The sequence below is a fragment of the Pseudoflavonifractor gallinarum genome (assembly GCF_014982855.1).
GTDB classification, from domain to species: Bacteria; Bacillota; Clostridia; order Oscillospirales; family Oscillospiraceae; genus Pseudoflavonifractor_A; species Pseudoflavonifractor_A gallinarum.
In genome coordinates this window covers 66700-79083 of the sequence record NZ_JADCKF010000010.1, presented here as the reverse complement: position 1 = coordinate 79083, position 12384 = coordinate 66700, and the positions used below count along the sequence as shown (strand labels likewise).

Genomic DNA, 12384 nt, shown 5'->3' with positions numbered 1-12384 from the left:
CCTCCCCCATTTCAGTCGAAATAGAGGCGTACCCATCCGGCGAATGGGTACGCCCCTTTGTGTCGAGACAACTATATCTGTTTCTGTGGGAAATGTCAATATGAATCGACATTTTTTTCAGAGTCTTTACCTGGGGCGGAAGCTGGTGGAACAGAATGGATAAAGTGTGTTCACTTGTCTCCAAAGTACTCGTCCACAAAGTCCACGTGCTCCACCTGGAAGGAGCGGCCGTTGAGATACTCCAGAAGCCCCCCGTCGGTGGTGAAGTCAAAGGAGAGCCGGTAGGAGTAGAGGGCCTGGAAGGAGCGCCCGTACTGCTTGTTGTCCCGCTCCCGGCCGTACTTGCCGTCGCCCAGGAGGGGGTGGCCCGCGGCGGCAAACTGGGCGCGGATCTGGTGGGTCCGGCCGGTGAGCAGGTCGCACTCCACCAGGGAGAGCCCTCCCTTCACCTTTAACGTCTTGTAGACCGTGGCGGCCGTCTTTCCGCCCGGGATGGGGTGGTCAAAGACCCGGACCTGCTTCTTGCTCTCGTCCTTGAGGATAAATCCCTCCAGCTTGCCGCTGGGCGGGTTCATCCTGCCATGGATAATGGCCAGATAGTACTTGGAGAGCTCCCGGTCCTTGATCTTCTGGTTCATGATGCGCAGGGTCTCGGCGTTTTTGGCGGCAATGACGATGCCGCCGGTGTTCCGGTCGATGCGGTTGCACAGGGCGGGGGCGAAGGAGTTTTCCCAATAGGGGCTCCACTCCTTCTTTTGATAAAGGTAGGCCTGGATGTGGGTGATGAGGGTGTTGACCCGCTCATGCTCATCCGGGTGGACCACCAGGCCGGGACGCTTGTTGACCAGAAGAAGGTTTTCGTCCTCATAGACCAGGTCCAGATGGGGCTTGAACACCGAGAGAAAGGCATTCTCCGGCGTGGGGGCGTCAAAGAACTCGTCATTGATATATAGTTGAAGGAGATCCCCCACCTGGAGACGGACATCCCGCTTGGAGCCCTTTCCGTTGACCTTCACCCGCTTGAGGCGGATGTACTTCTGGGCCAGGGGAGCGGGGAGGAGGGGAAGGGTCTTGGCCAGCCAGCGGTCCAGCCGCTGACCCGCGTCATTCTTGCCGATGGTAAACTCTTTCATAGGTGATCCTCACAGTAGCGGGCCGGAGAGGGGCCCGGTGGTCTTGCAATTGGTACGAGTATAGCATAAAATCCCCCTGAGCGCAAAGGTTCTTCGTACACCTTTGGGGGTTGCATTCCCCCAAAAGAATGTGCTATGATATACGGGACGGCGGGCGTAAAGTAGTACAGCTTACCGTCCTATGAAAAAATACGGATTTTTTGCGAAAAAGTATTTGACAATATCCGTAGTATTCGTTATAATGTCTGCTGTGACATTGTGAGAGGTGTGCCATGCGACTGAATCTCCGCGACATCATCCATCAGCCGGGCGCCAGCGTGCCCTTCTCCTTCCAATTGGAGCTCTCTGAGCTGGACTTTTTCGGAAGCAAGCCCTTCGCCCATCCGGTGGAGGTCTCCGGCCAGGTCCGCAATCAGGCCGGGGCTCTGGTGCTGGAGGGGGAGGCCCATACCACGCTGGAAGTGGTCTGTGACCGCTGCCTCAAGCCCTTCTCGGAGGAACTGGTCCTCCCGGTGGAGCATCTGCTGGCTGAGACGCTGGAGGATGAGGAGAACGACGACATCCTGCTGCTGGACGGCGGAGAGCTGGACCTGGAAGAGGTCTTCACCACCGATCTGGTCCTCGCAATGGAACCCAAGCACGTCTGTTCGGAGGAGTGCAAGGGGCTGTGCCCCAAGTGCGGCGCCAATCTGAACGACGGCCCCTGCCAGTGCAGGGCTGAAGTTGATCCACGTTTTGCTGTCCTCGCACAGCTGTTGGATAAAGAGTCTGATGACTGAGAAATATTGCCCGGCCAGGGCATTGACCTAAGGAGGTGTCATAAATGGCAGTCCCTAAGAGTAAAGTGTCCAAGCAGCGCCGTAACAAGCGCCGTAGCTCCGTTTGGAAGCTGGAGACCCCCGGCATCACCACCTGCCCCAAGTGCGGTGCGTTCCGGCTCCCGCATCGGATGTGCAAGTCCTGCCTGAGCTACAACGGCCATGAGTTCGGCAAGACCGAGGCTGTGGCCGAGGCGAAGTAAATAGCCTGAAAAGAGGAGAGGGGAAGTGTCCCCTCTTTCTTTTTGCCCGGAAATGGAAGATCACACCAGAGAGTACTTGCGGCTTTTCCGGGTCTGTATTACAATGTATCTATATATGTCCCCTTCACCGTTGGGCCGCTGGGCGGTCCGGCGGCGGGGGAGAGTGAGGGAGCGCTATGAGCCTGACAAAGATCCAGAGCATCGATCCGGGCAGTCCGGCCCACCGGGCGGGCCTGCGCCCGGGTGAGACGGTCACGCAGGTAAACGGACACGCCATCGTGGATGTGCTGGACTACAAATTCTATACCTATGACCCCAGCCTGGAGCTGGTGCTCCGGGCGGCGGACGGAACGGAGCGGACGGTCTCCCTGGAGAAGAACGTGGGCGAGGATCTGGGGCTCAATTTTGAGACCTATCTGATGGATAAGGCCCGCTCCTGCGCCAACAACTGTATCTTCTGCTTTGTGGACCAGATGCCCCCCAACATGCGCGAGACGCTGTATTTTAAGGATGACGACGCCCGGCTCTCCTTCCTGATGGGGAATTATATCACGCTGACCAACCTGTCCGAGCGGGAGATCCAGCGCATCATCGACCTGCGGGTCAGCCCCATCAACATCTCGGTCCACGCCACCGATCCGGAGCTGCGCCGGCAGCTGCTGAAAAACCGCCGGGCCGGGGAGTGTCTGGACATCATGCGGCGCTTTGCCGGGGCGGGCATCACCATGAACTGTCAGGTAGTGGCCTGCCCGGGCATCAATGACGGCCCTGCCCTCCAGCAGACCATGGAGGAGCTCTCCGCCCTCTGGCCGGGCGTGAACAGCGTGGCAGTGGTGCCGGTTGGCCTGACCAAGTTCCGGGAGGGCCTGTGTCAGCTGGAGCCCTATACGCCCGAGGGCGCGGCCGCGGTCATCGACCAGGTGGAGGTCTTTGCCGCCCGCTCTCTGGCCGAGCGGGGGACCCGGATGGTCTGGTGCTCCGACGAGTTCTATCTGAAGGCGGGCCGTCCCCTCCCCGATGAGGAGAGCTTTGAGCGCTTTGTCCAGCTGGAAAACGGCGTGGGCATGCTGCGCCTGCTGGAGAGTGAGTTCCATGCCGCCCTTCTCAGCGTGGAGGGGGACGAGGAGCCCTCCTCCTTTACCATTGCCACCGGACTGGCGGCCGCCCCCACCATTGAGAAACTGGTGGAGGAGGCCCGCGGGAAATGCCCCGGCCTCCAGGGCCAGGTAGTCCCCATCGTAAACCACTTCTTTGGAGAGAATATCAATGTGGCCGGACTGGTGACCGGAAGGGACCTGATCGAACAGCTCCGGGACCGGACCCTGGGAGAGCGGCTGCTCATCCCGGTGAACATGCTCCGCCATGAGGAGAACGTGTTCCTGGACGACACCACCATCGAGGCGGTGGAGGAGGCCCTGCACGTGACGGTGGTCCCCGTGGAGCAGGACGGCGGCGCGCTGCTGGATGCTCTCTTTGACGTGGACTGGGACGACGGCGGTGCCGTGGAGTGGGTCTCCTGCGAGGACGAGGAAGACGAGGACTCCTGGGACGACGCCTATGAGGAAACCGACGGGGAGGGGGATGCCTTCCCGACCGATACGGAAGACTATTACCGCTATAACCCGCCGCGCAGACGGCGGACGGAAGAGGAGTGTGAGCCGAAATGAAACCGTTAGTCGCCATCGTGGGCCGGCCCAACGTGGGCAAGTCCATGCTGTTCAATAAGCTGTGCGGACAGCGGCTGTCCATTGTGGAGGATACCCCCGGCGTCACCCGGGACCGGCTGTACGCCGAGTGTGAGTGGCGCAACCGCAAATTCAATATCGTGGACACTGGCGGCATCGAGCCGGGCACCGACAACGAGATCCTGGCCTTCATGCGCGCCCAGGCGGAGATCGCCATCCAGAACGCCACGGTCATCATCTTCGTGTGCGACATCAAGACCGGACTCACCGCCTCCGACCACGAGGTGGCCAAGATGCTCCTGAAGTCGGGCAAGCCGGTGGTCCTGGCCATCAACAAGATGGACCAGGTGGGCCACACCAACCCGGACATCTATGAGTTCTACAACCTGGGTCTGGGCGATCCCATCCCGGTCTCGGCCGTCCACGGCCACGGCACCGGCGACCTGCTGGACGCCTGCTTTGAGTACTTCCCCCCCGAGGAGGAAGAGGAGCTGGACGACGACGTCATCAAGGTGGCCATCATCGGCAAGCCCAACGTGGGCAAATCCAGCCTGGTGAACCGCATCCTGGGCGAGCAGCGGGTCATCGTCTCCAACATGGCGGGCACCACCCGGGACGCGGTGGACAGCTACTTTGAGAATGACAAGGGCAAGTACCTGCTCATCGACACCGCCGGTATGCGGAAGAAGTCCAAGGTGGACGATCCCATCGAGAAGTTCTCCGTCCTGCGGGCCACCATGGCCATTGAGCGCAGCGACGTGTGCCTCATCCTGATCGACGCCAACGAGGGCGTCACCGAGCAGGACACCAAGGTGGCGGGTCTGGCCCACGAGGCGGGCAAGGCTTGCATCATCGTGGTCAACAAGTGGGACGCCGTGGAGAAGGACGACAAGACCATGGACCATATGCGGGAGGAGGTCCGCCGGGATCTCTCCTACATGCCCTACGCGCCCATCCTCTTTATCTCGGCCCTGACCGGCCAGCGGGTCCCCCGTCTCTTTGAGCTCATCAACTATGTCAACGACCAGGCGGCCATGCGCATCACCACCGGTATGCTCAACACCCTCCTGGCCAACGCCACCGCCCGGGTGCAGCCCCCCAGCGACAAGGGCCGCCGCCTGAAGGTCTTCTATATGACCCAGGTGGGGGTGCGTCCGCCCCACTTTGTCTGCTTCTGCAACGACGCCAAGCTCTTCCACTTCTCCTACCAGCGCTATCTGGAGAACCAGATCCGCAACACGTTCGGCCTGGAGGGAACGCCCGTGCGTCTCACCATCCGGCAGAAGAGCGACAAGGAGGGGTAAGGGATGCTGGACTCCTTTCGCGCGCTGGTCAACGGCGGGCCGGACTGGGCCATGAACGCGCTGCCCAACCCCATCCTGCTGGCCGTTCTGGCGGTGGTCATCGCGGTGTTCTCCTACTTCCTGGGCTGCTCCAACGGAGCGATCATCGTGTCCAAGTATATCCTGCACAACGACGTGCGAAATCACGGCAGCGGCAACGCGGGCCTGACCAATTTCCACCGGGTCTTTGGCGGAAAGCTGACGCTGGTGGTCATCCTCTCCGATGTGGTGAAGGCCATCGTGGCCATCTGCCTGGCCCTCTTCGCCGTGTGGCTGGTGGGCTGGCCGGGCCTGTCGGTGGGGGCCAAGTACTGGGCGGGCCTGTGGTGCCTGCTGGGACACATGTTCCCCTGTATGTTTGGGTTCAAAGGGGGAAAGGGCATCCTCTCCGGCGGTGCCATCGCCATCATGATGGACTGGCGTATTGCGCTGGTGGTCTGGGGGGGATTCCTGATCCTGGCCATCCTGACCAAGTATGTGTCCCTGGGCTCCTGCTGGGCGGGGGCCAGCTTCCCCTTCGCCACCTGGTTTGTGTACCACAGTGTGGCGCTCACCCTGCTGGCCGCGCTGATCGGCGGACTGATCCTCTGGAAGCACCGGGGGAACATCCAGCGTCTGATCCAGGGAAATGAGTCCAAATTCAGCCTGCATAAAAAGAAGGAGGGGTCCCAATGAAGACGGCGGTATTGGGCAGCGGCGGCTGGGGCACGGCTCTGGCCATGGTGCTGCTGGAAAACGGAAATGAGGTCACGCTCTGGTCCTATCAGGAGGCCGAGTCCCGGGTCCTGCGGGAGACAGGTGAGAATCCCATGCTCAAGGGCGTGCCTCTGCCCCGGGAGCTGGCGCTGACCAGCGACCTGAACTGCGTCCGCGGATGCGCCATGGTGGTTCTTGCCACCCCGTCCTTTGCGGTGCGGACCACCGCCCGGAGCCTGAAGGGCGTCCTGGACCCCGGAACCGTGGTGGTATCGGTCTCCAAGGGCATTGAGAAGGACACCTCCCTGACCCTCACCGACGCCATCGAGCAGGAGCTGGGGCCGGACCATCCGGTGGTGGCCCTGTGCGGTCCCTCCCACGCGGAGGAGGTGGGGCGGAAGGTGCCCACGGCGGTGGTATCTGCCTCCCGGAACCAGAAGGCCGCCGAGCTGGTGCAGGATCTCTTCATGAACGAGCGCTTCCGGGTCTATACCTCTCCCGACATCGTGGGCGTGGAACTGGGCGCCGCCCTCAAGAATATCATCGCCCTGTGCGCCGGCTGCTGCGACGGCATGGGCTTCGGCGACAACACCAAGGCGGCCCTGATGACCCGGGGACTTACCGAGATCGCCCGCCTGGGCGTGGCCATGGGCGGACGGAAGGAGACCTTTGCGGGCCTCACCGGCGTGGGCGACCTGATCGTCACCTGTACCTCCATGCACTCCCGCAACCGCCGCTGCGGCATTCTGATCGGGCAGGGCGTCCCGGTGCAGGAGGCCATCCAGCAGATCGGCGCGGTGGTGGAGGGCTACTACGCCACCGCCACCGGAAAGGAGCTGGCCGAGAAGATGGGGGTGGAGATGCCCATTACCGAGGCGGCCTACTCCGTTCTCTATGAGGGGAAGGACCCCCGTAAAGTCATTACCGAGCTGATGACCCGGGCCAAAAAGCACGAGATCGAGGACAGCTGGCTGTAACGGTCTTCAAAAAAGCCCTCGGCAGAGTTTTGCCGCCCGCAGGCGGCAAAAGAAGGTCCAAATCCGTTTTTTCCGAGGACATGTGCCTCGGAAAAAACACTTCTCAGCCCACAAGCGTGCGCGCTTTGCGCGTGCGACGCAGGGGGCTGTATCCCCTCGAAAAAATGCTTGCATTTTTGAGAAGCGTGTCGAAGTTTTTCGACACGCATAAAAAGGCAGACAGCCTGTGGCTGTCTGCCTTTTTGATCCTCGCGTTTTGATTACTTGCGCAGGGCGATCTCGTGGCGCTTGGGGCCGGTGGAGACAATGGAGATGGGGTAGCCGATGTGGCGCTCCAGGAAGTCCACATAGTCCTTGGCGGCCTGGGGGAACTGGCTGTAATCGGTGATGCCCCGCATGTCGCACTTCCAGCCGGGCAGAGTCTCGTACACGGGCTTAGCCTTCTCCAGCAGAGCGGGCACGGGGAAATCCGTGGTGACCTTGCCGTCGATCTCGTAGCCGGTGCAGACCTTGATCTCATCCAGGTAGCCCAGGCAGTCGATGGCGGTCAGGACCACCTGGGTGGCACCCTGGACCATGCAGCCGTACTTGGTGGCCACGGCGTCAAACCAGCCCACCCGGCGGGGACGGCCGGTGGTGGCGCCGTACTCGCCGGCATCGCCGCCCCGGCGGCGCATCTCCTCGGCCTCCTCGCCGAAGATCTCGCTGACGAAAGCGCCCGCGCCCACGGAGGAGGAGTAGGCCTTGGTGACCACCACCACGTCGCGGATGGCCGTGGGAGGCACCGCGCCGCCCACCGTGCCGAAGCCGGCCAGGGTGTGGGAGGAGGTGGTCATGGGGCAGATGCCCAGGTTGGGGTCCTTCATGGAGCCCAGCTGGCCCTCCAGCAGGATCTCCTTGCCCTCGGCCAGGGCCTGGTGGACATAGGTCACCGCGTCGCCCACATAGGGCTTGAGGCCATCCCGATAGCCCATCAGCTCTTCAAAGAGGGCGTTGGGATCCAGGAGGGGCTTGTGATAGAGGTGCTCCATGAGCACGTTTTTCAGGGTGCAGATGTGCTCCAGCTGCTCCTTCAGGCGGGCCTCGTCGTAGAGATCGGCCACCTGAATGCCGATCTTGGCATATTTGTCCGAGTAGAAGGGAGCAATACCGGACTTGGTGGAGCCAAAGGCCTTTCCGGCCAGGCGCTCCTCCTCATAGGTGTCCAGCAGAATGTGGTAGGACATGAGCAGCTGGGTGCGCTGATCCACGATCACGTGGGGAGCGGGGACGCCGCCGTCCTCCAGGGTCTTGAGTTCCTTGAGAAACGCGGGGACATTCAGCGCCACGCCGTTTCCGATGATGTTGGTGGTGTGGGGGTAAAAGACGCCCGAGGGGAGCTGATGCAGGGCGAATTTACCGTAGTCGCAGATGATGGTGTGGCCGGCATTGGCACCGCCCTGAAAGCGGATGACCACGTCGGACTTTTCGGCAAAGAGGTCGGTGATTTTTCCCTTACCCTCGTCGCCCCAGTTTGCGCCAACAATTGCTTTGACCATAATGAGCCTCCTGCCGCGGGGATTCGCGCATTGGCCTTTTCCCGCGCGCAAACGTCGCTGCCTGCGGACGTTGTCCCCAAAACAGCGGTGATATTATATCGCGTTTTTTCTGGGATGACAAGGCGTAAAAGTCGAAAAAATCACCTTATTTTTTCGTGACAGCAGCAGAAAAGGAAAAGCGCGGGGCGCCGGCCGAGGGGGCCGCGAGGGTGTCCGGCGCGAACCAGACGGTCACTCCTTCCGGGGTGAGAAAGAACTGCTCCGGCTGAAAATACCGGCGCAGCATGGCTGCGGAATCGGGGCGGAAGGGCTCACCCGAGGCGGTCCGGGCGGCCATTTGATTCGAAATTTCTTCCAGCAGCCGATGCTTCCAGCGGCGTCCCCCTGGCAGGAAGCCGCGCAGGGGAAGGGGGGACCCATCCAGGAGGGACCAGGTATCCCCGTGCTGCTGGGCGCGTTGGACCCCGGACCGCTTCTCCTCCACCTGCCAGGTCAGACTGAGGACCTTCGGGGTTTGCAGGGTGAGGGTATAGTCCAATGTGGCCTCCCACGGGGAAAAGGAGGCTCCCTCCGCCAGGGCGGCCTTCTGGGCGGCGCAGGCCCGGGTATAGAGGACGCCGGTCCAGCGGCTTCGCCAGGCGTCGGAGAGCTGGCGGTAGTAGCGGTTGATCCTGCGCGCGCCCCGGCTGTCGCTCACCAGGCGGGGCAGACAGCAGGAGATGCGCAGGACGGGCGCGCCATTCAGCTTCAGCTGCTGCACAAAGCGGCTGGGCTGTATGGGGATCTGTCCGCCGTGGATGGATATGGAAGTCATGGGTCAGGCCCCCTTTTTCATTCAAACAAACTCTGTACGCAGTATATGGGAGGAGATGTTAAAAGGTGTTTCTGTGAAAAAAATCGGAAAACCTGTTTACTTTGCCGATTCACTTTGGTAAAATACATATGGCCCTGTTGTTGAGCCGATCCGGTACGGGGCAAGCTTAAAAAAGCGGGAGGTAACCGTTTTGCCTAAAAACATGAAAAAGGAGCAGGGAGACCTGCTTTATGAGACCATTTTGTCTCTCAAGGATCTGGATGAATGCAAAAAGTTCTTCTCCGACCTGTGCACCATGGCGGAGCTGCGCGCCATGGAGCAGCGCTTTGAAGTGGCGCTGCTTCTCAGCGATGGAATGATCTACAACGACATTCTGGAGCGCACCGGCGCCAGCAGCGCCACCATCAGCCGTGTGAACCGCTCGCTCCAGTATGGCGCGGACGGCTATCAGACCGTTCTTCCCCGCGTCAAGGAGAAGCTGAAAGCCAATGGCCAGCTATGAGTTTTTGGCCGGGTGCTATGACGAGCTGACCACCGATGTGAAATACGCCCAGTGGGCCGACTATCTGGAGAAGCATTTTGCCCGTGCCGGGATCGGGATCCATACGGTATTGGATCTGGCCTGCGGCACGGGCAGTCTCACCTGGGAGCTTGCCCGCCGGGGCTATGAGATGATCGGCGTGGATCTCTCGGAGGAGATGCTGGCCCAGGCCAATGAAAAGGGCGTGGAGCAGGAAGTGGCCGAGCGGCCCATTTTCCTCCATCAGTCCATGGACCGGCTGGACCTCTACGGGACCATCGACGCCTGCGTGTGCTGCCTGGACAGCGTGAACTATGTCACCCGTCCGGCGCTGCTGCGCAAGGCCTTTGAGCGGGTCCATCTCTTCCTGATGCCGGGGGGCATGTTCATCTTTGACATCAACACGCCCGAGAAGCTGCGTGGACTGGACGGACAGGTCTTTCTGGACGAGACGGAGGACACCTACTGCGTCTGGCGGGCGGAGTACTCCAAGCGGAGAAGGATCTGCACCTACGCCATGGATCTCTTCTGCCGGACGGAGGACGGCCTCTGGGAGCGGGGCGAAGAGCTCCACGAGGAATATGCCTATGAGCCCGACGAGCTGGAGGAGATGCTCCGTGCCGCCGGGTTCCGGAAGATCACACGCTATGGAGAGCGGATCATGCGCCGGCCCCGGGCAGGGGAAGAGCGGATCTTCTTTGTGGCACGAAAGGAATTATAAGGAATATGTCAGATCAAATTGTACGGGTGCTGGCCAAAGATGCACCGATCAAGGCCAGTGCCATTTCAGCGCGGGACCTGGTGGAGCGCTCCCGGCAGATCCATAAGACCCTGCCGGTGGCGACCGCTGCCCTGGGCCGGGCGCTGATGGGCTGCTCCATGATGGGCAATCAGCTCAAGGAGGAGCACGGCACCGTCACCTTGCAGATCAAGGGCGGCGGACCGCTGGGCTCCATCACGGTCACGTCGGACAGCGAGGGAAATGTCCGTGGCTATGTCCAGAACGGTGAAGTGGAGCTGATGGAGAAGGTCCCGGGCAAGCTGGACGTGGGCCAGGCGGTGGGCGTGGACGGCACGCTGACCGTCATCAAGGACATCGGCCTGAAAGAGCCCTATGTGGGCAGCATCGGCCTGCTGTCGGGGGAGATCGCGGACGACATCACCGCCTATTTCGCGGAGAGCGAGCAGATCCCCTCGGCCTGCGCCCTGGGTGTGCTGGTGGACACCGACCAGAGCGTACTGTGCGCGGGCGGATATCTGATCCAGCTCCTGCCCGGCGCGGATGACGAGGTCATCAGCAAGATCGAGCGGGGCGTCCATGCGGTGGGGCCGGTCACCACGGCGCTGAAGGAGGGCATCTCCGCGCTGGAGCTGGTCCGCCGGGTCCTGAGCGATTTCGAGCTGGAGGTCCTGGAGGAGTCTCCGGTGGAGTACCGCTGCTATTGCAGCCGGGAGCGGGTCAGCCGCGCCCTGATCAGCATGGGGCGGGAGGAGCTGACCGCCCTGCTGGAGGAGCAGGGGAGTGCGGAGCTCACCTGCCAGTTCTGCGATGCGGTCTATCATTACAGCCGGGAGGACCTGGAGAAACTGCTCTCTGAGATCTGACCGGACAGGCCGCCGGACGGGATTTTTACCCGGCCCGGCGGCCTGTAAAAAGGCCTTAAAAAAATATGAAAAAAGTGGTTGACATCTCGGGGAAAGCCTGCTATAATAACATCCGTCGTGTGAGGCACGACAGCGAAAGAGAATGAATGAGGGAGCATAGCTCAGCTGGGAGAGCGCATGCCTTACAAGCATGATGTCACAGGTTCGAGCCCTGTTGTTCCCACCAGTATGGCGCGGTAGTTCAGTTGGTTAGAACGCCGGCCTGTCACGCCGGAGGTCGAGGGTTCAAGTCCCTTCCGCGTCGCCATATGCCTCTGTAGCTCAGTTGGTAGAGCAGGGGACTGAAAATCCCCGTGTCGCTGGTTCGATTCCGGCCGGAGGCACCAAAACCCTCTGAGATACATATTGTATCTCAGAGGGTCCCGAAAGGGTCTGCACGATGCAGGTGTAGCTCATCTGGTAGAGCGCCACCTTGCCAAGGTGGAGGTAGCGAGTTCGAGCCTCGTCACCTGCTCCATGTACGAAAGTACATACAAAAGAGAACAGTTCCGCTGTTCTCCATATGGCGCCATAGCCAAGCGGTAAGGCAGAGCTCTGCAAAAGCTTTATTCCCCAGTTCGATTCTGGGTGGCGCCTCCAAAAAAAGAAGCACCTGCAAAGCAGGTGCTTCTTTTTTTGGATACCTGGGGAATTTGAAATGCTCGGGGCAAGTGAATTGCCCCTGCGCCAAGGTTTTGCCTGCGGCAAAACGCTTGTACGGCGCAAAAGCGCCGCCCCGCTGTGCGGGGCCCCGGTCTTGTCCGGCATCTATAGTTAACGGACAAGACAAAGAAACACCAGCCAATCGGCTGGTGTTTCTTTTTGTACCTGGGAATTTTAAAATGTTCGTTTAGCCAAAACGTTTATAAGGGGCATCGGTCTGCTGACCGGTGTCCCTTGCTGTATTTTGGTGATTTGTTCCGGGCGGAAAGTCCCATGTAAAGCGGAGTGAATCAGAAGCTGCACCCAGTTCTAGCTCTGTTTTCAAACCATGCCTTTTATTTACAGTGCGA

The 12384-nt window shown here is 60.8% G+C and carries 12 protein-coding genes and 5 tRNA genes; 14 read left to right on the top strand and 3 right to left on the bottom strand.

What is annotated here, in order from left to right:
• Nucleotides 1-170 precede the first annotated feature (170 nt).
• The gene (locus INF37_RS11585; protein WP_101692937.1) at nt 171-1133 is read right to left on the bottom strand and encodes an RluA family pseudouridine synthase; all 963 of its coding nucleotides are present in this window, start codon (nt 1131-1133) and stop codon (nt 171-173) included.
• A gap of 272 nt (nt 1134-1405) precedes the next feature.
• Here INF37_RS11585 and INF37_RS11580 point away from each other — a divergent pair, with 272 nt between their 5' ends.
• The 6 genes from INF37_RS11580 (at nt 1406) to INF37_RS11555 (ending at nt 6855) form a co-directional block, all read left to right on the top strand.
• Entirely contained in the window at nt 1406-1912 is a 507-nt protein-coding gene (locus tag INF37_RS11580) for a YceD family protein (protein ID WP_101692938.1), read from the top strand.
• Nucleotides 1913-1956: 44 nt separating this feature from the next.
• A complete protein-coding gene (gene rpmF / locus INF37_RS11575; RefSeq protein WP_101692939.1) occupies nt 1957-2154 on the top strand; it encodes a 50S ribosomal protein L32 in 198 nt (65 codons plus the stop codon).
• A gap of 176 nt (nt 2155-2330) precedes the next feature.
• A complete protein-coding gene (locus INF37_RS11570) occupies nt 2331-3821 on the top strand; it encodes a DUF512 domain-containing protein (protein WP_193538423.1) in 1491 nt (496 codons plus the stop codon).
• Nucleotides 3818-5143 (top strand): ribosome biogenesis GTPase Der, encoded by a 1326-nt coding sequence (gene der / locus INF37_RS11565; RefSeq protein WP_193538421.1) that lies wholly within the window; start codon nt 3818-3820, stop codon nt 5141-5143. The genes INF37_RS11570 and der overlap by 4 nt, the downstream gene beginning before the upstream one ends.
• Nucleotides 5144-5146: 3 nt before the next feature.
• On the top strand, nt 5147-5857 hold the full coding sequence (locus INF37_RS11560) for a glycerol-3-phosphate acyltransferase (protein WP_101692942.1): 711 nt from the start codon (nt 5147-5149) through the stop codon (nt 5855-5857).
• Complete coding sequence (locus INF37_RS11555) at nt 5854-6855, top strand: NAD(P)H-dependent glycerol-3-phosphate dehydrogenase (RefSeq protein ID WP_101692943.1); 1002 nt, start codon at nt 5854-5856, stop codon at nt 6853-6855. The genes INF37_RS11560 and INF37_RS11555 overlap by 4 nt, the downstream gene beginning before the upstream one ends.
• A 260-nt stretch (nt 6856-7115) precedes the next feature.
• Here the strand turns inward: INF37_RS11555 and INF37_RS11550 are convergent, their stop codons facing one another.
• Nucleotides 7116-8393 carry an adenylosuccinate synthase gene (locus INF37_RS11550; RefSeq protein ID WP_101692944.1) on the bottom strand — a complete coding sequence of 426 codons (1278 nt, stop codon included), beginning with the start codon at nt 8391-8393 and terminating at the stop codon, nt 7116-7118.
• A gap of 145 nt (nt 8394-8538) precedes the next feature.
• Nucleotides 8539-9207 carry an RsiV family protein gene (locus tag INF37_RS11545; protein ID WP_193538420.1) on the bottom strand — a complete coding sequence of 223 codons (669 nt, stop codon included), beginning with the start codon at nt 9205-9207 and terminating at the stop codon, nt 8539-8541.
• Nucleotides 9208-9397: 190 nt separating this feature from the next.
• Here INF37_RS11545 and INF37_RS11540 point away from each other — a divergent pair, with 190 nt between their 5' ends.
• The 8 genes from INF37_RS11540 (at nt 9398) to INF37_RS11505 (ending at nt 11971) form a co-directional block, all read left to right on the top strand.
• Complete coding sequence (locus INF37_RS11540) at nt 9398-9709, top strand: YerC/YecD family TrpR-related protein (protein WP_101692946.1); 312 nt, start codon at nt 9398-9400, stop codon at nt 9707-9709.
• Nucleotides 9696-10448, top strand: coding sequence for a class I SAM-dependent DNA methyltransferase (locus tag INF37_RS11535; RefSeq protein WP_101692947.1), 753 nt, complete (start codon nt 9696-9698; stop codon nt 10446-10448). Before INF37_RS11540 ends, INF37_RS11535 begins: the two co-directional genes overlap by 14 nt.
• A gap of 5 nt (nt 10449-10453) precedes the next feature.
• Nucleotides 10454-11332: an Hsp33 family molecular chaperone HslO gene (gene hslO / locus INF37_RS11530; protein WP_186963635.1), complete on the top strand. Its 879-nt coding sequence runs from the start codon at nt 10454-10456 to the stop codon at nt 11330-11332.
• A 150-nt stretch (nt 11333-11482) separates the two neighbouring features.
• A tRNA-Val gene (locus tag INF37_RS11525) sits at nt 11483-11558 on the top strand.
• A 4-nt stretch (nt 11559-11562) separates the two neighbouring features.
• A tRNA-Asp gene (locus tag INF37_RS11520) sits at nt 11563-11639 on the top strand.
• A 3-nt stretch (nt 11640-11642) separates the two neighbouring features.
• Nucleotides 11643-11718 (top strand) — tRNA-Phe (locus INF37_RS11515).
• Between the two features lie 55 nt (nt 11719-11773).
• Nucleotides 11774-11849, top strand: a tRNA-Gly gene (locus tag INF37_RS11510).
• A gap of 47 nt (nt 11850-11896) precedes the next feature.
• Nucleotides 11897-11971: transfer RNA gene (locus INF37_RS11505), tRNA-Cys, on the top strand.
• Nucleotides 11972-12384: the final 413 nt, after the last annotated feature.

Coding starts and splice junctions, on each gene's coding strand:
- INF37_RS11570 (WP_193538423.1), top strand. CDS start 2,331: ATGAGCCTGACAAAGATCCAGAGCATCGATCCGGGCAGTCCGGCCCAC.
- INF37_RS11585 (WP_101692937.1), bottom strand. CDS start 1,133: ATGAAAGAGTTTACCATCGGCAAGAATGACGCGGGTCAGCGGCTGGAC.
- der (WP_193538421.1), top strand. CDS start 3,818: ATGAAACCGTTAGTCGCCATCGTGGGCCGGCCCAACGTGGGCAAGTCC.
- hslO (WP_186963635.1), top strand. CDS start 10,454: ATGTCAGATCAAATTGTACGGGTGCTGGCCAAAGATGCACCGATCAAG.
- rpmF (WP_101692939.1), top strand. CDS start 1,957: ATGGCAGTCCCTAAGAGTAAAGTGTCCAAGCAGCGCCGTAACAAGCGC.
- INF37_RS11535 (WP_101692947.1), top strand. CDS start 9,696: ATGGCCAGCTATGAGTTTTTGGCCGGGTGCTATGACGAGCTGACCACC.
- INF37_RS11580 (WP_101692938.1), top strand. CDS start 1,406: ATGCGACTGAATCTCCGCGACATCATCCATCAGCCGGGCGCCAGCGTG.
- INF37_RS11545 (WP_193538420.1), bottom strand. CDS start 9,207: ATGACTTCCATATCCATCCACGGCGGACAGATCCCCATACAGCCCAGC.
- INF37_RS11555 (WP_101692943.1), top strand. CDS start 5,854: ATGAAGACGGCGGTATTGGGCAGCGGCGGCTGGGGCACGGCTCTGGCC.
- INF37_RS11560 (WP_101692942.1), top strand. CDS start 5,147: ATGCTGGACTCCTTTCGCGCGCTGGTCAACGGCGGGCCGGACTGGGCC.
- INF37_RS11550 (WP_101692944.1), bottom strand. CDS start 8,393: ATGGTCAAAGCAATTGTTGGCGCAAACTGGGGCGACGAGGGTAAGGGA.